This is a genomic window from Kitasatospora sp. NPDC091257 (assembly GCF_044757675.1).
Classification (GTDB): Bacteria; Actinomycetota; Actinomycetes; order Streptomycetales; family Streptomycetaceae; genus Kitasatospora; species Kitasatospora lactacystinica.
Genome location: NZ_JBIVVI010000018.1, coordinates 1 through 19,549, shown reverse-complemented (window position 1 = coordinate 19,549; position 19,549 = coordinate 1). Strand labels below are relative to the sequence as shown.

Below are 19,549 nucleotides of genomic sequence, written 5' to 3'. Positions count from 1 at the left end.
TACGAGGACTTCGCCGCCGAACTCGGCGCCGACCCCGCCGACCTCGCCCTCGCCTGGCTCCTCTCCCGCCCCGGCGTCCCGGCCCACGAACTCCGTGACCGCCGTGTCGAGTTGGTCGACCTGCGGCCCGCCGCCGAGGTCCGGCACCTCACCGAACGCATCGACGAGGCCCCCGACCCGGCCGCCGCACTGGAAGCCCTCGCGCTGCGCCTGGCGGCCGAGGCGCCGCCCGAGGACCCGCTCATCCGCGCGGTGGCCGCCTCGCTCGCAGCCGGGCGGTCCGTCGCCGCGACGGCCGGGACGGTCGGCCTCGGCGCGCGCCAACTTCACCGCCGCTCCCTGACCGCCTTCGGCTACGGCCCCAAGACCCTCGCCCGGATCCTGCGCATGCAACGCGCCCTGGCCCTCGCCCGCGCCGGCGTCCCACTGGCCGACACGGCCGCCCGGGCCGGCTACGCGGACCAGGCCCACCTGTCCCGCGACGTACGGGAGTTGACGGGCATGCCGGTGACCGCGCTACTGCTCCCCTAGCCTCCTTCCCCTACAGCGGCGCGAGCAGATCCACCCCGTTGCCGTCCGGGTCGTGCACCACGGCGTACCGCTGCCCCCAGAAGGCGTCCCAGGGCTTCAGCTCCCCGTGGTACCCGGCGCCGGTCAACTCCTCGTACACCGCGTCCACCTGCGCGGGACTCGCGCAGCGGAACGCCAGCGCGGTGCGCGTGCCGCCGCTCGGCGGCTGCCACGCGGGATGGAACGACCGGATGGTGGCCTCGGCGTCGAGCACCAGCAGCGGCCCTCCCGGCAACGTGCCCTCGACGTGCGGCTCCCCCTCGACCCCTGCCGGAAACTCCACCCCCAACCTCCGGTAGAAGGCGACCGAGGCGGCCATGTCCGAAACGGCCAGCCCGACGAAGGCGAACTGCGGTGCAGATGTGCTGTTCATGCCTGCCACGCTAGACACCCCCACGCACCCGGTCTTGAACGAATCGGACACCCGGGGCCCGCCCGGTCCGCCCGCGCGGGCCGCCCGCGCGGGCCCGCCACGAAGCGGCACCGACACCCCGACGCGCGCGGTCCCCGCGCGGGTCGCGGCGCCGGATCAGAATGGGTCATGCCCACACCGGACTCCTCGGGAACGCCACCCGAGCACCCATCGCCCGGCACGGCCCCCGCCCGGGCCGGAGAACGATGGTGGCCGGTCGTCTCCGCGGTGCTGACCACCGCCCTGCTGCACGTCCTGCTTCCCGAGACCTATCGGGAGAGCCCCCCGTGGGCGCTGCCGGCGGTCCTGCTCGTCCTGCTCGCCGTGCTGGTCGTCGGTGACCCCGGTCGCATCGACCGCCGCCGGCGGTGGCTGCGCGTGGTCACCGACCTGGTGATCGCGTTCGTGACGCTGGCGAACCTGTTCGCCGCCGGGCGGCTGGTGACCGACATCCTGACCGGCAACACGATCTACGCCAACAACGCCACCGGCCTGCTGGCGACCGGCGGTGTGGTCTGGGCGACCAATGTCATCGCGTTCGCGCTCTGGTACTGGGACCTGGACCGGGGCGGGGCGGCCGCACGGGCGTACCGGCCGTTCGCCGACCCCGCGTTCGTCTTCCCGGAGATGCAGTACCCGCACCACGCACCGCCCGACTGGGTGCCGGTCTTCGCGGACTACCTCTCGCTGTCCTTCTGGACGGCCACGGCCTTCAGCCCGACCGACGTCTCCGCGATCCGGAGGTGGGCCAAGGCGCTGATGATGGCCCAAGCCGCCGTCTCACTGGCGGTCGGAGCCCTGGTGATCGCCCGCGCGATCAACATCCTCCAGTAGCCCGCCGTGCCGCCCGCGTCCCAACCAGGAGCCGCAGAAGGGCCCGGGCAACGCGAAAACCCCGCCCCGAGACCGCCGACGGCGCCGGGAACGACGAAGGCCCCGACCGGTGAACCGGTCGGGGCCTTCGTGAAGGCGGAGGATACGAGATTCGAACTCGTGAGGGGTTGCCCCCAACACGCTTTCCAATTCTCCTCGGCTCCGTTCAGCGGGGTCCACACCAGTACTGACCTGGAGCGGTGTGATTGCCCCAGCCTCCTCCGAACGGCTTCGGACGGTGGCGAACGAGACCAGAAGTGAGACCAGCTGCCTCTGTCTTGTCGGTGGGCGTAGGCCTTCGTGTGCGTCGCGGGCTCGTCTGTTCGCGAATTCTGACCGCTCCACCTGGGGCTCTGCCAGAAGGTTCTTCAATTGGTTAGAGGAGGCAGCCCTGCCAGTCGCGGCGGCGCGGTAGTGAGGGCTGCGACGGGACGAGGCTTGGGGCCGGCGGGGTCTCGAACCCCGGCTCCACGCATGGCGCCGTAACGTCGGACGGCGTGCTCTGGAGTCATCGCAAAGAGGCAACGGACAACTCGTCCGGATCGCCCCTTTGCGGGCGGAGTGCGTGCCAAACTCTCCCTCAGAGCAGCGGGATTGCTCCGATCACCCGCCCAGATCACCCAGTTTCAGGCATCGCCATGGGAAGGATTGGCATGATCATGTCGTTTGATTTCGGTCGGGAACTGCGCCGACTGCGAGACGAGGCCGGTCTCACCCTTGGGGGTCTTGCCCAAGAGGTGAACTACAGCAGGAGCCATCTCAGCCGAATCGAGCGTGGCGAAAAGCGGCCCTCCGTCGGCTTGGCCCGGCGGTGCGACGCATTGTTCGGATCAGCTGGACGCTTGCAGGCATTGGTGGTCCCGCACTCGTCCAGCCGTCTCGGACGGATGTCCGGGGCAGGTCGGCTGATGGCACGTCGTGGCTTGCTAGCAGCTGGAGCGGCGTCGCTGATCGGGTTCAGTCCAGTTGATGGTGAACGGATCGACCCGCCGGACGGCGTGTCACTTGTCGGGCCGTTCCGGGCGCAACTCGATCAGATGCGACAGCTTGGCCAGGCCACCGAGCCGTCCGCTCTCCTCGACCTGCTCGAAGCCCAAACCCGTACCGTTGCCAAGGTCGCCGCCAGCAGCGGTCCGCGTGACGGTGCACGACTGTTCGTCCTTGCCGCCCACTTTGCCGACTACACGGGCTGGATGGCACAGGAGGCCGGTGACAACGCGTCCGCCCTCGACTGGACCGCCAAGGCTGTTGGGCTCGCTCAGGCGGGGGGTGACCGTGACCTTGCCTTCTACGCCCTTGTCCGGCGCGCACTCGTCACCTTCTACGACGCCGATGCCGAACAGACCATCGCGCTCGCGAGCCGAGCGCAGGAGAGTCGACTGCCACCGCGGATTCGTGGGTTGGCCGCTCAACGCGAGGCACAGGGACACGCCTTGGCCGGAGACGAGCTGGCCTGCATGCGCAGTCTGGACCGAGCCCGTCAGCTGCTCGACTCTGCCTCGGCACGGGCCGGCACCGGACCGGTGATCGGTACCAGTCACCTGGTCGATCCGGCCGCCATGGTGACTGGGTGGTGCCTGTTCGACCTTGGACGGCCTCGTGAGGCCGCCGAAGTCTTCGACCGGGAGTGCCTGCGCATTTCGCCGCAGGCACTACGAACCCGGGCCAGGTACGGACTGCGGCGGGCACTGGCACACGCCGCGGCCGGCGAGATCGAACACTCTTGTGAAATTGCCGGCGAACTGCTCGATTTGGCCGTAGCTGTGCGTTCGGCCACGGTGACCGCGGACATCCGGCTTCTTGCGAAGGAGTTGGCGCGCTTTCGCACTAACCGATCTGTCCGCAATCTCCAACCTGCGCTGACCAGCGCCCTGCATCCGAGCCGGTCCTGATACCACGGGCCAGCCTGAGATCGAGGGAATCCCGCTTCACCGGATTCCCTCCTGCGTGGCACCTCCTCGTGTGGGAGCCCGATGTGACTGCTCCATTGCTGTACTCGAAAACACCGACCCTCTGGAGGGGAATCCGCCATGCCTGACATTTTCATCAACTACCGCACCGGCGATGAGGAAGGCACCGCCACCCTGATCGAGCGGGAGCTCTCCCGGCGCTTCGGCAGCGAGCGCGTCTTCCGGGCCAGCAAGTCGATCGAAGCAGGCCAGCGTTTCCCGGAGGCCCTGATCACCGCCGTCCGCCGCAGTAGTGTCCTGCTGCCCGTCATCGGATCGCGTTGGGTGGACGCGCGGAGCGCGGACGGGGGCCGGGCACTCGACAATCCCGAGGACTGGACTCGCAGGGAGATCATCGAGGCGTTCGAGTCCGGCGCCCTGATCGTTCCTATCCTGGTTGACCGAGCGCCGAGGCTCCGACGGGCGGAACTACCGTCGGCGTTGGCCGGGCTGGCTGATCACCAGTATCGGCGACTGGACTTGCGCGATGCCGATGCCGACCTCACCCGCATCGCGAACGACCTGGCCGATCTCGTTCCGCAACTGGCTGCTGTCGACCACCAGAATGCCAGCGACGACCAGCGGCGGTCGGCCGAGGATGACGACCCCCGGTACCACGGCGTCCAGATCCGAGCCCATGAGATCCGCAGCCGCCAACGCGGCGGCATCGGCAACCTCGCCGGAGGATTCTCCGGCACCTTCATCAGTGAGTCGAGCGGACCGGTTCACACAGGAAGCGGAGATCAGCACACAGCTCCGCGGTTCTCCGGGGACGGGATGGGCGTCACCTACATCGCCGGCAAGCACTCCGGCACCCTTCGCACCGACGTCGACAACCGCCGTCGCCCCGAGGGCGGAGCCAGGTGAGCGGCGGGGAAAATACTTGGGTCAGCGAGTCAGCGGGACCACTCCACAGTGGAAGTGGGCCGCAGTACAACTTCTGGCACACCGCTGCCACCTCCGATCGCCTAATCCGGTCGGGCGTGAATCCGTTGGTGATCGCCCACCAGCATCGGCTGCGGCTCAGTCGCTGGTTCGTGCCGCCCGACCACTACGGCACCGCCGTCGAGAGGCTGACCGCCCCCGGTTCCGTCGTCCTGCTGGAGGGCCCAGAAGGTTGTGGTCGACGGACCGCGGCGACCATGCTGCTTCACCAACTCGACCTCCCAGCAGGGAGGTTCGAGGAGCTGTCGGTGGAGCGCGATGAAGGCGGTCTGGACGCCGCTCCGCACGACCGGTTCCTTCTCGACCTGTCCGGAACGCCCGACGACCGGTACCTGGGCGCTCAGCGCGTCCTGACCTCCTACCGAGCAGTGGTCGAACACAGCGGTGCTCGTTTGGTCGTTGTTCTGCCAGCTGGTCTCGATTACCTACTGAAAGCCGAGTTCGCGCCACTCGTCGTACGGGTTGGGAGGCCGTACGGGCCGGCGGTGCTCAGCCGCTACCTCCGAGTGGCCGGCATCGGGTTCGACCCGGAAGAGCTGGACGAACCAGAGCTGAAACAACTCCTGCATGAGTCTCCGATGCGCGAGCTCGCCAGACTCGCTGAGATGATCGGTCGCGCGCGGGACAGCGGCCACTACGGCTCCGAGTTCTCCGCTTGGCGCGCCGAGGCGGTTGCCGCGGTTACCAATTGGGCCGGTGAGGTGGCCAGGCAGGTCAGTACCCATCGCACCGCGCAGGATCGAGCCCTGTTGCTCACCGCCGCCATGCTGAACGGTGCCACCTCCGACGCTGTCTTTCACGGAGCGCTCGGTCTACTGGCCGAACTCCGGCACAGCGGTGACGAGACGCACCGGTTGGCCCAAGCCGATCTTGGCGAACAGCTGACGTCATTACATATCCGGCGTGACCACGACAGCCGGATAGGTTTTGAGCGACTCGCGTACGACAGTGCTGTACGGACTCACTTCTGGGCCAACTTTCCAGACCTACGGGGGAACCTTCGGAACTGGGTTGGCCGGGCCGTCACGCTGCCAGCACTCACGGGTGATGACCGGACGAACCTGGTTGTCCGCTTCGCCGAGCAGTCACTTGCTGCAGGACGCCCTGGCGACCTCTTCACCCTGGCCGAACTGTGGACACGTCCTGGCAGGTCCAGACGGTTGAACACCGAGGCGGCGACCCTCCTTGAACAGGGACTAACCCACGAGCGGTACGGCGCCAAGGTCCGCTCGAAGATCTACGAATGGGCGGTCGGCCCGCGGCTCGGCCCCGATCTCGTCCGCGTGCTGACAGGTGTCTGTCGGCACATCGTTGCCCCAACCCACCCCGATCAGGCGGTCGTGCGGCTGCACCACCTTGCGCTCCGTTCTGGTGGTGAAGAGATTGACGCCGCTCGGGCGGAGCTTCTGGAACTGGTCAGGGCGAACCGACGCCTCTACCAGCAGTTGGTCGACCGGGTGCTCGCCCGATTGCGTACCGCTCCGGAACCCAACTTCACATTGCTGCTTGAACTTCTGGAACCCGCTGGGATTCCGTTCCCGCCGCCGTGGCGGACCCTGCGCGCCGGATGGCAGGCGGTGCTCGTGCTACCCGCAGACCGCTGGGCGCCGATCGCGCACGAGTGGCTCACCGCAGTAGACGCCGATGAATGGGCGCGCGCGTTGGACGTCATGCTTCAGGCGGCCGGGGGCCGCCAGTCCGTTCTGAACGACTTCTACCTGATCGCCCGTGACTGGGCCGAGGCCGGGGCTCAGGTGCAGCCCGAGCAGGCGGCCTCCCGTATGGCGACCGCGTACCGGTGTTGGCAAAAGATCGACTTCGAGCAGGGCATCGAGACCCTTGACGGTCGTCCTGGTGCCTCAGAAAAGGAGCACCGATGAAGTTCAAGAGCAAGGCGCTGCCCATCCTGCTCGTCCTCGTCTGCGGGGCGGCACTCGTCCTGGTTGGTCGGTTGTCGGGCTGGCCAGTCTGGTTGGACGTCTTCCTCGCAACGACCGTGGCAGCCGGCCTGGGTCTGTTGGTGATGCGCCATCCTGTCCCGTCTCCCCAGGTGGTTGAGGTACCACCGGAGCCGCTGTACGCCGGTCCGAGCGCTCCCGCGGAACCGCCCTTCCGAGAGACCCGGGTGGAGGGTCTGGCGCTTCCGAGTGCACTACCCGACTACAGCTTCGTGTTCTCCGCCACCGTGCGCTGGCGGGCGACCCACAGCCTTCCCGACTTTGCACACGCCAACTTGGTGAACCTCGCCGTGTCCGCAGTACTGGAGCGGGCGCAGTTCGTCACCAACCACGAACATCCGTACCACTCGGCCGCAGCCAGCTATCGGTTGGCGGGCACGCTGGGCGCGGAGGCCGCGGACGCGTCGGCGCGTGTCACCTCGCTGGCGACCGACGTTTCACTGACCCTGTACCCGGCTGACCGCGACCGTCTTGAGAAGCTGGCAAGACTCCACAAGACGGAGGATGCCTGGGAACAGCACCGGCACTATGAGCGGAACAGGCGGACCTACCTCGGCGAGGAGGTGCTCAAGAGCCCAGGTAGTGCGGTGGTGTGGTGGCTGACACGCCACGAAGACGAGGTTGAAAAGGCAGTGGACATGATTGGCCCGCTCGCCCAGCTTTCCGCCGCCGCCAACAACACCGAGGTCGCCGAGCCGTTCCGGCGCCTCGTGGCAGGCGCTTCGACCCCCGGGCCCGCATTCCCCATGGGCGACCCCGCCTCGCCGGAGCATCCGGCTGAGGACCGCGCTGGAGTGGCGATCCCGCTCGGTCCCAGCGCTCCGCCGGTGGTGGAATCGGACGAGGCCGTTGTCGAACATATTCGCCAGCTGCTGGACGAACTCGGCCTGGAGGAGGGATCTGCCGAGCGCGAGGTGCTCGTGCACCGAATCGCGCGCTCGACCGACGCCGCCGGCCGGGTCGTCGCCGCGGAGCGAATCCGGCAGCACCTGTCGGGTCGATGGTCTGGCAAGGCGTCGCCTGCTGAGGAGACGCAGGGCGAACAGTCGCAGATGCCAGCCCCCTCTCCGGGCTCCGGTGGGACCGTCCAGGAGCAGCGGGCCGAGCGCCAAGGCCACCGAGATCACGGTGGCCAGGTTGATCAGGTACCGATCGCCGACCGAACTGAGAGGCTCAACACCGTGGACGACTACTACAGCATGAATCGCGTGACCTGGGGCGCGTTGTCGCAGCACGAGGTGACCGACGCCTCCATGCTGCCGACAGAGTCTGAAGCTCCCGCCGGACAGGAGCCACCGGAACGCGGCTGGGACACCGATCACTGACGTTTGCTGCGTTCTACAGCCGGTAAATCTGCCGACTGCGACCATGAAGCAACGAAGGCCCGGACCGCTGAGCGGTCCGGGCCTTCTGCCGGCGGAGGATACGAGATTCGAACTCGTGAGGGGTTGCCCCCAACACGCTTTCCAATTCTCCCGAACGCCGTCCGCCGGGGTTAACACCCGTCCTGACCTGCGCCGGAGCGAACCACTGGGCGGCGGCTGAACCCACCTGGACGGGGGTGAATGAGACCAAAACTGAGACCAGCTGGCTCCGCCCACCGGGCCCGACAGCCCCTGCTCACGACGTCTCTGGTCAGCTGGCTCCTGCCGCCTCCGCCAAGAGGCGAGCCCGCTCCTCAGCACGCGGTTCGGCCTTCCAACCGGGCAGGAACCTCGACAGAAGTGGGTTGCTTTCGATCATCTTTTGGGTGGACCGCATGCCTTCGTCGATGACCGCGTCCCACTTCTCCGTGGCGAGCTCGACACGGCAGGGCAAGTCCTTGATGATCTTCTCGTCCACAGTCAGGTAGTTCGATGCACGCCTTTCGCTTCCACGGGCCGTGGGCACGTACGCGTCGGCGCCGGCTTGGTCGGGAAGCAGGGAGATGAGGACCGCGTCCCCGCTCTCGGCGATCCTTCGGGCCACCTTGCTGGCCGCACCGATCTCTGACTTGGAGGGCTCCCGTTCGAGCATCTCGATCAGGGTCCTGCGGATGCTCACCGTCTCCCGGCTGGCCAGCGCAGTCTGCAGGACCTGGTGGAAGGTTGCCGTCATGGATGTCATAGCGGCGATTGTCACGGTGGCTCGCCCGATGCCGTGGGTTTTGGGGCGGTGCTTGGCGGGTGTTCCCCCATACGGCAGACATGCTCATGCCCGCTACTGGGGCTCGTGGACGCAACGGGTTGCGTTCAGTCGAACCGCTAATCCCGAGACCAGGACCTTCTCAACTCCGACGATGCGCCGCAGCCTCAGTCGGTCTGCTCCTCGCCGTCCAGGTGCGCCATCGCGTAGTCGTACTCCTCCGGGTGCCGTGCCAGCCGCGCCATTACCCAGGCGGTACGCGCATCTATCCCAGCCCCGAAATCGGCGGCCAAGTGGCGGGCGCGCCATGTCGTCCGAGGCGCGAGGATCCAGCGCGTGAGCGGGAACCGCACACGGGCGACGCCAGCGGCCAGCTCTCCTGCTGGCCCGAGGCGCTCTTCCCGGGGCTGGCCGGGCTCGCCCGGTACGTGAGTTGTTGGGTCGGCCACACGACGAGTGTTGCGATGCCCCGGCCTCTGCGGTGTCGATCAGGGTGGTGATCACCGGAAAGAGCGGAGAGCGGTTGTTCGTTGACACCGAGCGGAACGTCCTGGGCCCGCACGTGTGCTCAGCGCGCGCTGTGCTGGCGCTCACCGCTCGTAGGACCACGCTTGGCCGGTCTGCCGGTACAGCTCGACAGGGATGGGCTCGACGCCGGCGACCATGCGTGCGGTGTAGAGCAGGCCGTCGAGGTGGTCGATCTCGTGGTGGATCAGGCGGGCGAGTCCGCGCTCGTAGGTGGTGGTGGCCAGCTGGCCGTCCAGGGTGGTGGTTTCCACGGTGATCCGCAGTGGGCGGGGCACCATGCCGCGGACATCGAAGAAGGACAGGCAGCCCTCGAACTGCTCGTCAGCCTCGTCGGAGCGGTCGGTGATCCGCGGGTTCAGCAGGACGATCGCCGGAGCGTCCGGGGCAGCAGGCTGGACGATGGCAGCGGCGCGGCCGATGCCGATCTGCGGTGCGGCGATACCCATGCCCTTGGCGAAAGGGTGGACCTGGCCGATGCGCTCCATGGCGGTGAACAGCTTCTCGATGACCTGCTCGGCGGCCCCGCGCTCGGTGGGCAGGTCGAACGCTCGGGCGGGCTCAGCGAGCACGGGCTCGCCCTTCTGGACGACGCCGAGGTCACGCATCTGCTCGCTGGGCCGCACCTGGATCACCTGAACTCCCCTTGGATCGTGTCGCGTTCGGGTCGGGCCCGGAACCGCCATTCCAGACGGTACCGGGCGTGGAGGGCCGGCGTGGACGTGCTCCAGGAGAAGACGCGCATCCCGTCCTCCTCCCGCCGGATCGGGGCGGTCCGCAGCGGCGCCGCCTCGGCCGTCATGGACGTCTCCATTCCCCACACGGCGGGGTCGAGGTCAGATGGGAAGGCGAGTTCGACTTCCAGGTGCTCGGTGGGCAGACGGACCGCGCGCTGGAACCAGCGGCCCCACTTCTCCTCGCCGACCGAGTAGGCGTACTCGATCCAGACCTCCTCGCCCGGGTAGAGCGGGAAGCGGCCCTGCTCGTTCTCGAACAGCAGCCACACTTCCTTGAACGCGTCGCGGTCGTGCTTGGTCTGCCAGTTCATCGCCTCCCCGCGGCATGTCGCGGTCAGTGCGAGTTCGTCCCAGGTCAGCGGGTGTTCGCGGTAGTGGGCATTGGAGCGCTCGGGCTCGCCGGGGTAGCGGTCAACGCTGATGCGGATCAGGTAGCGGGTGATCGGCTCGCTGCCGGTGTTCCGCAACAGCCGGCGCATCGTCAGCCGGTAGTGGGAGCCGTCGAAGTCCAGGCGGGCGCCGTCGTGGGCCACGATGATCGCTGAGCCCGTCGCGTACGGCTGTTCGGGGCGGCGCGGGGCTGGTGGAGCCGCAGCCGGGGCCGCTCGGTTCTTGGCAGCCTCGTAGTCCAGCCAGCGCTTCCAGACGGCCTTGCCCGCGTTGAGGGTCTCCTCCGAGCGACGCGCGAAGTCCTCGGTCGGCTTGTGCCGGCCGGATTCCACGTGGCTCACGTACGACGGGTCGAAGCCCATCTTGAGGGCGAGCCCCCGCTTGGACAGGCCGCGCACCTCGCGCCAGTACGAGACCTCCGCTGCGAACGCCTCGGCGGCTTGCTCAACGGTCGGGCTGTCGTCGCGCTCGTCCATCAAGGCCCCCGCCCTGGCTGCTGGATGAGATGAATGAACCGTGAGTGATCTCGATTCATCATTCTGTCACGCTCCTGGTCGCCGGTTTCCTTCTTTTGCCAGCCCGGGTCGACACCCGGGCCGAGAGAGGGAGGGCTCAAGTGATGCGCCTGCTGTACCTGCTCAACGTCTCCAACTCCAGCCAGCTGACTGCCGACTCCGGCTACACCTTCGCCGACATGCTCACCCCGGCCCTGGCCGACGCCGGGGTCGAGGTCACCGTGGCCGCTCCCGTCCCGGCCGGCGACGACCGCGCGCAGTTCGTGCGGACCGCCTCGCCGTCGACCAAGTACCGGGCCCGCTTCAACCCGGGCGTGGACGCCCTGGTGCGGCTGTTCCGCCGCCAGCAGCCTGAAGTGGTCGTGGCCAACCAGATCGAGGCCGCCCCCGCGATCCGCGCCGCGCTCCTGGAAGCCGGAGTGGACGCGCGGATCGTCGGCTACTGCCACTACCTGCCGTTCTCCTTCACGGACACCGGCCAGCTGGAGCTGGACCCCGCGATGGACGACGGCGGGCTGGGCCGGAGCGTCCTACTGGCCTTCGCCGCCGGCCTCGCGGCCTGCGACCGCGTCCTGGTCCACTCCGGCACCGCCGCCTCGTGGACCGCCGCTGCCGCCGCCCGCACCGGCGTCGAGCTCACCGAGAAGCTGCACGTGGTCCCCGCCCCCAGGGACGTGCGCCTGGTCCGCGACCTTGCCGAGATCGCCCCGCCGGAGGGCCGGGTGGTCGGCATCTACAACCACCGCCTGTACGCCCATTACGGCACCGCCCGCTTCACCCAGCTCGCCCGCCACCTCGTCGCCGAGGCCCCGGTGCGGCTGACCGTGATGGACCTGTTCGGCACCCGCAGCGCCGAGCGGATCCGCCTGGATCCCAGCCCCGAGCGGAACTTGGAGGAGCTGGCGGCCGTGGACGGCGTCGCCATCGCCTCCGACCGCGGCGACCGCGTCCGCTACCGCAACCTGCTGGCCGGTGCCCACTTCGGCATCGCGCCGTTCCGGCCCGGCTGCCCCTGGTCCATGTCGGTCATCGACTGCCAGGCGATGGGCTTGCCGGTGATCGGCCCGCGCATCGGCTGGCTGGCCGAGCACCTCGACCCGGAGCTGGTGTTCGACACCGACGACCAGGCCGTCCGGATCGCCGAACGCCTCGCCACCGAACCCGAGTTCTACCTGGTGCACGCCAAGCGCGCGCACGCCTCCACCACGGACCTGACGCCCGCTGCGGTGGCCGCACGCTACCTGGAGGCGATCAAGTGACCGGCTTCGACGCGGTCCTGCTCTCCTACGACGAGCCGCTGGCCGACTCCCTGCACACCCGCCTGGCTCGCGTACTGGGCGGAACCGTCAAGCGTCTGCACGGGGTGCGCGGGATGCGCCGCGCCTACCGGCTCACGGCCGAACTCGTCGACACCGACCAGTTCTTCCTTGCCGATGGCGACTTCGCCATCGACCCCGCCTTCCCCGCCAGCGCGGTGGAGCCGCTGGCATCGGGCGTGTCGATGCGGGTCTGGCGGGCCGTCAACCCGGTCAACGGGCTCACCTACGGGTACGGCGGCCTCAAGCTGATCCGCACCAGCGCACTGCAGGAGATGGGCCAGGCCGTCGACGTGCTGGCCGCGCTGCCCGGCCGGGTCGAGTTCAGCCCGCACACAGCCGGGACCACCCTGTTCAACCAGACCCCGTTCCACGCCTGGAAGGCGGGCTTCCGGGAGTGCGCGATGCTCGCGCGCGGCAGCGAGTACGGCATGACCGACGCCTCCGCCCAGGAACGCATCGACGCCTGGACGGCCAGCAAGGACGGCGACTTCGCCGACTACGCGGCAGCCGGGGCCCGCGACGGCCTCGAGTTCGCCCGCACTGCGGCCCGCGACCCCAAGCGCTTCGAGGCGCTCAACGATCCGCCCTGGCTGCACCGGCACTTCATCACGCTGCACGGCGAGCAGGCGGTCGCCGGATGAGCACCCGCTGCGGGCCGCTGGTCCTGATCGAGCCGCAGGCGCACCTCGGCGGCGGGCACCACCAGCGCACGCTGACGGCGCTCGCCGCCGCCCGCCCGGGTGCCGTGGTCATCACCCCGCAGGGGATCGCAGACGGGCCCGGTCCGCTGCTGCGGGCCAGCTCCTGCATTGCTGCCGGACCGGTGGGGCCGGCAGCGAAGGCCCTGCTGGCCGCAGCCCGCGCGGCGGAACGCGTATCGACCGCTGGCAAGCGGGCCTTCCGCTCACGGCACTGGCCGTTGCCGCTCCGCCGACTGCCGCACCAGGTCACCCTGGTCGCGCGCTGCCTGATCGAAGCCGGATGCCTGCGTACCGCCCGCCGCCTTGCCCCTCAGCCAGCGGCTGTGGTGATCCTCAGCGCGAGCGAAGCCCTGCACGGCCTGGCCGCCCTGCTCGGCGGCACCCCGCACCTGCGGTTCATCCACGAGCAGGTCACCACCGAAGACTCGCCCGTCCGGCTGCTGGGTCGGCTCGCCCGGCGGAGCGAGAAGCACGTGGTCGCCCTCTACCCGACCACCGCCGTCCGCGACCGGCTCTCCCCGGCCTTCCCCCACCTCCCAGGGCGGGTGCGGGCGTTCGCGGTCGACGACGGTCGGCCTCTCACCGCCGCCGAGCGCGACGGTGCCCGCGCCGCCTTCACCATCCCCGACTCGGCGACGGCGGTCTGCCTGGTCGGCGGCTGGTGGCCCTACAAGGACATCGCCACCGTCGACGCGGCCCTGGCCCGCCTCACCAAGCCGCTACACGTCCTGGTCTGCGGCACTCCGCTGGACGACGCGGTACTCGAACGCTGGCACCGCCTGCCCCTCGTCCGGGTCCACACCGTGCCCGGCCCGGTCGGCGAGGACGTCCTTCGGCTCGTCTACGCTGCCGCCGATGCCGCCCTGGTGGCACGGCGTCCCGGGACCGGCAAGGAGTCTGGGCTGGTCATGGACGCTGCCCGGCTCGGTGTCCCCCTGGTCGTCTCCGACCACGACCCGGACCTGACCGAGCGGCTGGCCGAACAGCCCTGGGTCCAGCTCTTCCGGGCCGGCGACCCGGGCGCCCTCGCCAAGGCCCTGGACCAGCTGGCGGACGGGCCGACCGCCCGGCCGGGGACGCGGGCCCCTGCGGTGCTGGACATGCTCCCGGCCTCCGAGCAGGCCGCCTACCTCACCGAGACGTACACCGACCTGGTCAAGGAGTACCGATGACGCCCGCTCCCCCCACCCTGGTCGCCGTGATCGGCCCGGTCGAACCGGCCCTGCTGACCGCCTGGACCGCCCACTACCGCGCGCTCGGCGTCGAGCGTTTCCGCCTCGCCTTCCACTTCGCCGAGCACGTCCCCGACGCCTGGCGCCGCCAGCTACTGGACACCGCTGAGAGCCTCGGCCTCCCCACCGGCCAGGTCAGCACCGGAGCGTGGCACGAGCACACCAACACCGAACTGCGCGACGCGCTGCGGGAGCAGGCCGGCCCCGGCTGGCACCTGCTCGCCGACTCCGACGAGTTCCAGACGTACCCGGCCCCACTCGGCGAGATCACCGAGGCAGCCGAAGAGAACGGCTGGGCGGTGGTGGGCGGCTTGATGCTCGACCGCGTGGCCGCTGACGGCCGACTCGCCCTCTGGCGCCCCGAGACCGGACTCGACCGCGCCTTCCCGCTCGGCGGCCACCTCACCCACCGCCTCCTCCAGGGTGACCCCCGCAAGATCGTCCTCGCGCTCTCGGACGTCGTCGTGGCCTCCGGCAACCACCGCGCCCCCGGCCGCAGGCCCGATCCGCAGACGCTCGCGTGCGTCCACCACTTCAAGTGGCGCGCCGGCGTCCTGGACGACCTACGGCGCAGGGTTGACCGCTTCAGCTCCGGCGCCTGGAGCACACCCCCGCCGTCCGGACCGAGGCCACCCGCCTGCTGCAGCACATCGACCGCCACCACGGCCGCATCGACGTCTCCGACCCCCGCCTGGCCTTCCGCCACGTCACCCTCGACCGCCTGCCCGACGACTGGGCCACCGAAGCCGCCCAGATCCACGCCGCCTGGCGCCCGCCCTGTCAGAGCCAGCCCGGCTCCACGATCTCCTCGCCCTCGTCCTGAGGCGCCTCGAACCGCGCGAAGAAGTCGTCCAGAGCCTCAGGGGTCACGATCAGCGCGTTCGCGTCCCCTCGCTGGTTGCGCTCGGCCAGCCTGCGCAGCAGCTCGTCCCGATCGACGGGGAAGTACAGCAGCCGCCACCGGCCGCCGGCCGACTCCACCAGCTCCTTCATCGCTTCGCGGTCCTTGCGCGGCCACAACCCGTGGTCCCACACCACGTCCCGGCCCTCGGAGACCAGTTCGACCAGCCGGGAGTGCAGTTCGGCGACGACCGGGGCCTCTTTCTCGAAGTAGGTGTTCTCCGGATAGTCGACGCCGTACCGGCCGTGCCGCTCGTGGACGACCTCGTCCACCGACAGCCGCACCGCACCCTGCGGCTCCAGCTCCCGCTGGGCGTAGGTCGTCTTCCCCGAACCGGTGAGCCCCACCAGCAGGAACACCACCGGACCACTCTCGGCCACCGACAACTCCCCTCACCACCACCAGCGTTCACCGGCAAGTCTGCCACCACGGCCGTCTCCGAGAACCGCGTTCCGCACCCTCCGCCATCCGAAGGAGTCACACGTGCCCGCCTCCGCCCTCGCCCGCCTGCTGCGGGCCTACGTCCGCCACGCGCCCGGAACAGTCGGCAAGGCCCAGCTCATCGACCGTTTCCTCGACGACCACCTGCGCACCCGTCCCCTCCACACCACAGCCCGGTTGCTCTCGGGTGACCTGGTCACCGTCACCACCAGTGATGTCATCCAGCGCTACCAGTACCTCTTCGGCGAGTGGGAGCCGAACCTGAGCGCCTTCCTGCGCGACCGCCTGCGGCCCGGGGACACCTTCGTCGACGTCGGCGCCCACCGCGGCGCGTTCAGCCTCCTGGCCTCCCACGCAGTCGGACCGACCGGCCGCGTCATCGCCATCGAGCCCACCCCGCAGTTCCACGACGACCTCACCATCGCGGCCACCACCAATCACCGCGCCAACATCCGCACCGTCCGCGCCGCCGCCTCCGACCTCACCGGCACCCTGACCCTGTACTTGGAGGACCCGGCCAACCTCGGCCACACCACCGCCATCCGACCCCGTCACGTCCACACCACCTTCCACGTGCCGGCCGCACCGCTCACCGAACTCCTCGGCCAGGCCGAACTCGACACCGCCCGAGTCATCAAGATCGACGTCGAGGGCGCCGAGGCGGCGGCGGTCAGGGGACTGCTGCCCGCGCTGTCGCACCTGCGCGAGGATGTGGAGCTGGTCGTGGAAGTCACCCCCAAGCTCCTGGCCAAGCAGGGCGAGAGCGCCACCGGCATCATCGACGCCCTGCGCGTGTACGGCTTCCACCCGTACACGCTCACCAACGACTACGACCCGGCTACCTACCCCCAGGCCATGCGCCGACCGCAGCCGCCCGTCCGCTGCACGAAGACCCCGGAGCAGATGACCGACCTGGTCTTCTCCCGCACCGACGCCGACCGCCTCACGCTCGGGCGCTGAGCATCCAGGCCGCCCGAGCTGTGGAGCCAGTCCCAGCCACCCGGCCGGACCACCGAGATCCTCCGGCACTTCAACAAGGAGTGGGCACCGTGACCACCACCAGCGTGATGAACAGCCGAAATGCGGTCAGCGTGATCGTTCACGACAAGGACACCGACGCGGTCGCCGCCGTGCTCTACACCGCCCGCAACTGGTCGCCGCAGCCGGCCTGGACCATCCCCGGTGGCAAGGTCGAGCCCGGTGAAGCCCTGGACGAGGCCGCTGCCCGCGAGCTCAAGGAGGAGACCGGCCTGCTCGTCGACCCGGCCGATCTCGTACTCGTCCACGTCATCCACGTAGAGCAGGGCTTTGACCAGGCCGGGCAGTTCGTCCTCTTCGTCTTCGCCACCGACAGGTGGACCGGCGAACTGACCAACACCGAGCCGGACAAACACCTGGCTGCCCAGTGGGTCGCTGGGGACCGCCTCCCTGAGCCTGCGTTCCCGACAGCTACGCAGGCCCTTGCTACATACCGGGCTGGAGGTCCCTCCTTCTCCCGCTACGGATGGTCGGCCACCACGGCGTGATAGGCGGGCGGGGCGCAAGGGCGGTTGCCAGTGCCGGCACCTCTGCCTGACCGACGCTCTACGGGCGGCCACCCAGCGGGTGCCCGCCCGTAGAGCTGTTGGTCTAGTCCCAGGTGGTGCCGGTGAGCAGGCCGTCGAAGGCGAGTGCCCGCATGGCGGTGTTGTAGTCGTCCCACTCGTCCCACTCGTCTTCGGGGGCAGTGAAGTGCAGGTCGAAGTACGCGCGGGTGAGATCGGGCTCGTGCCACTCGGCCGCGCAGCGGCAGCGGACGAAGACCTGCTGGCGGACGTTGAGGAGAAGCCAATCGCGGCGGGCGCGGCAGTTGGGGCAGGTGATGGGGATACCGCGGGCGTCGAGTTCGCCGGCGTGAGGGACGGCGCGGATGACGGCTCTGTGGTGGCCGTCGTGGTCGGTGCTGGGGTTGGTCAAGTGGTGCCCTTCGGTGTCGGGTGACGGTTGGCAAGCACACAAGACGCACGGCGGCCGGGATGGTTCCCGGCCGCCGAAGAAGACATCGAACCGACATCTGTGCGCACGGGCGTTCCTGCGGCTGGGTGGGCGGGGCACGAGGCATCGGGTGTTTCCGGTCGTGGTCAGCGACGGCGGCTGGAGTCGTTGGCGGCCCTGGTGCCGGTCGGCACGGCGGGTGTTGTGGGCGCGGGCGTCGGGGTGGTGCGGCTGCCGGTGCGGGCGCGTGCGGCCTGGGTGCGCTGGTTGATGCGGTCGCTGGTGGCGCTGCGTAGGCGCCAGAGGAGGACTTCGGCGGGGCGGTCGGCGGTGGTGAGCTCCCGTTGCTGGGCGGCCTCGGCGAGGGCTCGGCGGGGTGGTTGGCCGGAGGATTCGGCCTGGGCGAGCGCGGTGGCCAGGGCGGGCCAGGACGGGTCGGCGAGGATGCGCTGGGCGTGGTCGGGGACGGCGGCGTGGACCTGGGCGGCGAGGCGGTCGGTGGTCTTGGGGGTGGGGGTGCGGCAGGTGAGGTCGGCGATGACCGGCTCGGCCGTCTGCCGGTAGGCGGTTCGCACGTGGACGAGGGACTGCTGGGCGGCGTGGGCTTGCTGCTGGTGGCCTCGGGTCTGGTGCCAGCGGGCAATGGCGATCAGGACGAAGACGGCGGTGGACAGCAGGGCGGCGGCGGTGGCGCCGTCCTCGCCGGAGCCGGCGGTGTGCAGGAGTTGCTTGGCGGCGGTGCGCAGGGCTGCGGCCTGCTGGTGTTCGGCACGGACCTTGGATCGGGTGTCCGAGTGCACCTCGTCCCCGGCCTCGGCGCGCACCGCCTGGAGAAGCTGGAACCCGAGCACCTGGAGCGCTTCTACAAGAAGATGCAGGCCGCCGGCAGCGCCGCCGGTACCGCCCACCAGGCCCACCGCACCATCCGTGTCGCCCTCGGCGAGGCCCTGCGGCGTGACCACCTCACCCGCAACGTGGCCACGATCGCCAAGGCCCCGAAGCTCGAAGAGGAGGAGGTCGAGCCGTTCGAGATCGAGGAGGTCCAGGCGCTCATGGACACGGCGCGCAAGCGCCGCAACTCCGCCCGCTGGATCTTCGCGCTCGCCCTCGGCCTGCGTCAGGGCGAGGTGCTCGGGCTCCAGTGGAAGGACGTCGACTTCACCCGAGGCGTCGCCTGGGTCAAGCGCGGCCGGCTGCGGCCCAAGTACCGGCACGGCTGCGGCGACCGCTGCGGGCGCAAGCCCGGTTTCTGCCCGCAGAAGGAGCCGATCCGGCGCGAGACCAAGGACACCAAGTCCCGAGCCGGGCGACGCGCGGTGCCGCTGCCCGAGCAACTCGTCGTGATCCTCCGGCAGCACAAGGAGGAGCAGGACCGCGAGTGGGCCCTCGCACGCGACCTCTGGACGGACAAGGGCTACGTCTTCACCTCGGAGACCGGCGAGCCGCTCAACCCCAGCACCGACTACCACCACTGGAAGCGGCTCCTGCGCGAGGCCGGCATCCGCGACGGGCGCCTCCATGACGCCCGCCACACCGCCTCGACCGTCCTCCTCCTGCTCGGCGTGCCGGAGCGGATCGTCATGGCGATCATGAGCTGGTCCTCGACCTCGATGGCCCAGCGCTACCAGCACGTCACCGAGCCGATGCTGAACGACGTCGGCAGGAAGATCGGCGAGGCTCTGTGGGGCGACGTCGGATCTGGCCCGGAGGAGCCCGGCGAAGACGCCGCCTGAGGCCCAGAACCCCAACTGAGACCAAAACTGAGACCACGATACGAAGAAGGCCCCGACCGGGAACCCGGTCGGGGCCTTCTTCTGCCTTGCTAGGCAAAGGCGGAGGATACGAGATTCGAACTCGTGAGGGGTTGCCCCCAACACGCTTTCCAAGCGTGCGCCCTAGGCCTCTAGGCGAATCCTCCGTGGGAGAGCTTAGTACATGTTTCGGGGTGGTCGCGACCACCTGTCCCGCAGGCGGAGGGATGGG

Annotated in this window: 20 protein-coding genes and 2 tRNA genes; 12 read left to right on the top strand and 10 right to left on the bottom strand. The window is 69.6% G+C overall.

Features of this window, described 5'->3' with window-relative positions:
• The coding region (locus ACIQOV_RS01785; RefSeq protein ID WP_401043722.1) for a helix-turn-helix domain-containing protein at nucleotides 1-531 on the top strand (531 nt) is incomplete at its 5' end.
• Between the two features lie 10 nt (nucleotides 532-541).
• Here ACIQOV_RS01785 and ACIQOV_RS01780 read toward each other — a convergent pair.
• A complete protein-coding gene (locus ACIQOV_RS01780; RefSeq protein WP_401043719.1) occupies nucleotides 542-943 on the bottom strand; it encodes a VOC family protein in 402 nt (133 codons plus the stop codon).
• Between the two features lie 168 nt (nucleotides 944-1,111).
• On the opposite strand from ACIQOV_RS01780, the gene ACIQOV_RS01775 reads away from it, so the two are divergent.
• Complete coding sequence (locus ACIQOV_RS01775; RefSeq protein ID WP_401043717.1) at nucleotides 1,112-1,816, top strand: hypothetical protein; 705 nt, start codon at nucleotides 1,112-1,114, stop codon at nucleotides 1,814-1,816.
• Between the two features lie 136 nt (nucleotides 1,817-1,952).
• Here ACIQOV_RS01775 and ACIQOV_RS01770 read toward each other — a convergent pair.
• Nucleotides 1,953-2,078: transfer RNA gene (locus ACIQOV_RS01770), tRNA-OTHER, on the bottom strand.
• 430 nt (nucleotides 2,079-2,508) lie between these two features.
• Between ACIQOV_RS01770 and ACIQOV_RS01765 the strand changes: the two genes are divergently transcribed.
• The 4 genes from ACIQOV_RS01765 to ACIQOV_RS01750 all read left to right on the top strand — a co-directional run bounded on the left by ACIQOV_RS01765 (nucleotide 2,509) and on the right by ACIQOV_RS01750 (nucleotide 8,032).
• Complete coding sequence (locus ACIQOV_RS01765) at nucleotides 2,509-3,747, top strand: helix-turn-helix transcriptional regulator (protein ID WP_401043715.1); 1,239 nt, start codon at nucleotides 2,509-2,511, stop codon at nucleotides 3,745-3,747.
• 138 nt (nucleotides 3,748-3,885) lie between these two features.
• Complete coding sequence (locus ACIQOV_RS01760) at nucleotides 3,886-4,671, top strand: toll/interleukin-1 receptor domain-containing protein (protein ID WP_401043713.1); 786 nt, start codon at nucleotides 3,886-3,888, stop codon at nucleotides 4,669-4,671.
• A gap of 128 nt (nucleotides 4,672-4,799) precedes the next feature.
• Nucleotides 4,800-6,629 (top strand): hypothetical protein, encoded by a 1,830-nt coding sequence (locus ACIQOV_RS01755; RefSeq protein WP_401043711.1) that lies wholly within the window; start codon nucleotides 4,800-4,802, stop codon nucleotides 6,627-6,629.
• Nucleotides 6,626-8,032: a hypothetical protein gene (locus tag ACIQOV_RS01750; RefSeq protein WP_401043708.1), complete on the top strand. Its 1,407-nt coding sequence runs from the start codon at nucleotides 6,626-6,628 to the stop codon at nucleotides 8,030-8,032. Before ACIQOV_RS01755 ends, ACIQOV_RS01750 begins: the two co-directional genes overlap by 4 nt.
• Before the next feature lie 310 nt (nucleotides 8,033-8,342).
• Here the strand turns inward: ACIQOV_RS01750 and ACIQOV_RS01745 are convergent, their stop codons facing one another.
• The 3 genes from ACIQOV_RS01745 to ACIQOV_RS01735 form a co-directional block, all read right to left on the bottom strand.
• Nucleotides 8,343-8,813, bottom strand: coding sequence for a hypothetical protein (locus ACIQOV_RS01745; RefSeq protein ID WP_401043707.1), 471 nt, complete (start codon nucleotides 8,811-8,813; stop codon nucleotides 8,343-8,345).
• Between the two features lie 608 nt (nucleotides 8,814-9,421).
• On the bottom strand, nucleotides 9,422-9,991 hold the full coding sequence (locus ACIQOV_RS01740; protein ID WP_401043705.1) for a peptide deformylase: 570 nt from the start codon (nucleotides 9,989-9,991) through the stop codon (nucleotides 9,422-9,424).
• Nucleotides 9,988-10,959: a multiprotein-bridging factor 1 family protein gene (locus ACIQOV_RS01735; RefSeq protein ID WP_401043703.1), complete on the bottom strand. Its 972-nt coding sequence runs from the start codon at nucleotides 10,957-10,959 to the stop codon at nucleotides 9,988-9,990. Before ACIQOV_RS01735 ends, ACIQOV_RS01740 begins: the two co-directional genes overlap by 4 nt.
• A gap of 143 nt (nucleotides 10,960-11,102) precedes the next feature.
• On the opposite strand from ACIQOV_RS01735, the gene ACIQOV_RS01730 reads away from it, so the two are divergent.
• The 3 genes from ACIQOV_RS01730 to ACIQOV_RS01720 are packed head-to-tail and all read left to right on the top strand — an operon-like array spanning nucleotide 11,103 to nucleotide 14,190.
• On the top strand, nucleotides 11,103-12,257 hold the full coding sequence (locus ACIQOV_RS01730) for a glycosyltransferase (RefSeq protein WP_401043724.1): 1,155 nt from the start codon (nucleotides 11,103-11,105) through the stop codon (nucleotides 12,255-12,257).
• Nucleotides 12,254-12,958, top strand: a complete 705-nt coding sequence (locus tag ACIQOV_RS01725; protein WP_401043701.1) for a hypothetical protein — start codon at nucleotides 12,254-12,256, stop codon at nucleotides 12,956-12,958. Before ACIQOV_RS01730 ends, ACIQOV_RS01725 begins: the two co-directional genes overlap by 4 nt.
• A complete protein-coding gene (locus ACIQOV_RS01720) occupies nucleotides 12,955-14,190 on the top strand; it encodes a glycosyltransferase (protein WP_401043699.1) in 1,236 nt (411 codons plus the stop codon). The genes ACIQOV_RS01725 and ACIQOV_RS01720 overlap by 4 nt, the downstream gene beginning before the upstream one ends.
• A gap of 152 nt (nucleotides 14,191-14,342) precedes the next feature.
• On the opposite strand, the gene ACIQOV_RS01715 is transcribed toward ACIQOV_RS01720, so the two are convergent.
• Both ACIQOV_RS01715 and ACIQOV_RS01710 read right to left on the bottom strand, forming a co-directional pair.
• The gene (locus ACIQOV_RS01715) at nucleotides 14,343-14,780 is read right to left on the bottom strand and encodes a hypothetical protein (RefSeq protein WP_401043696.1); all 438 of its coding nucleotides are present in this window, start codon (nucleotides 14,778-14,780) and stop codon (nucleotides 14,343-14,345) included.
• Nucleotides 14,781-15,030: 250 nt separating this feature from the next.
• Entirely contained in the window at nucleotides 15,031-15,531 is a 501-nt protein-coding gene (locus ACIQOV_RS01710; RefSeq protein ID WP_401043693.1) for an AAA family ATPase, read from the bottom strand.
• Between the two features lie 103 nt (nucleotides 15,532-15,634).
• Here ACIQOV_RS01710 and ACIQOV_RS01705 point away from each other — a divergent pair, with 103 nt between their 5' ends.
• Nucleotides 15,635-16,552 (top strand): FkbM family methyltransferase, encoded by a 918-nt coding sequence (locus tag ACIQOV_RS01705; RefSeq protein ID WP_401043690.1) that lies wholly within the window; start codon nucleotides 15,635-15,637, stop codon nucleotides 16,550-16,552.
• An 89-nt stretch (nucleotides 16,553-16,641) separates the two neighbouring features.
• Nucleotides 16,642-17,118, top strand: a complete 477-nt coding sequence (locus ACIQOV_RS01700; RefSeq protein ID WP_401043687.1) for an NUDIX domain-containing protein — start codon at nucleotides 16,642-16,644, stop codon at nucleotides 17,116-17,118.
• A 103-nt stretch (nucleotides 17,119-17,221) separates the two neighbouring features.
• On the opposite strand, the gene ACIQOV_RS01695 is transcribed toward ACIQOV_RS01700, so the two are convergent.
• Nucleotides 17,222-17,548: a hypothetical protein gene (locus ACIQOV_RS01695; RefSeq protein ID WP_401043684.1), complete on the bottom strand. Its 327-nt coding sequence runs from the start codon at nucleotides 17,546-17,548 to the stop codon at nucleotides 17,222-17,224.
• A gap of 164 nt (nucleotides 17,549-17,712) precedes the next feature.
• A complete protein-coding gene (locus ACIQOV_RS01690; protein ID WP_401043682.1) occupies nucleotides 17,713-18,417 on the bottom strand; it encodes a hypothetical protein in 705 nt (234 codons plus the stop codon).
• Here ACIQOV_RS01690 and ACIQOV_RS01685 point away from each other — a divergent pair.
• The gene (locus ACIQOV_RS01685; RefSeq protein ID WP_401043680.1) at nucleotides 18,361-19,299 is read left to right on the top strand and encodes a tyrosine-type recombinase/integrase; all 939 of its coding nucleotides are present in this window, start codon (nucleotides 18,361-18,363) and stop codon (nucleotides 19,297-19,299) included. The two genes, ACIQOV_RS01690 and ACIQOV_RS01685, sit on opposite strands and share 57 nt — an antisense overlap.
• A 100-nt stretch (nucleotides 19,300-19,399) precedes the next feature.
• Here the strand turns inward: ACIQOV_RS01685 and ACIQOV_RS01680 are convergent.
• Nucleotides 19,400-19,484: transfer RNA gene (locus tag ACIQOV_RS01680), tRNA-Ser, on the bottom strand.
• Nucleotides 19,485-19,549: the final 65 nt, after the last annotated feature.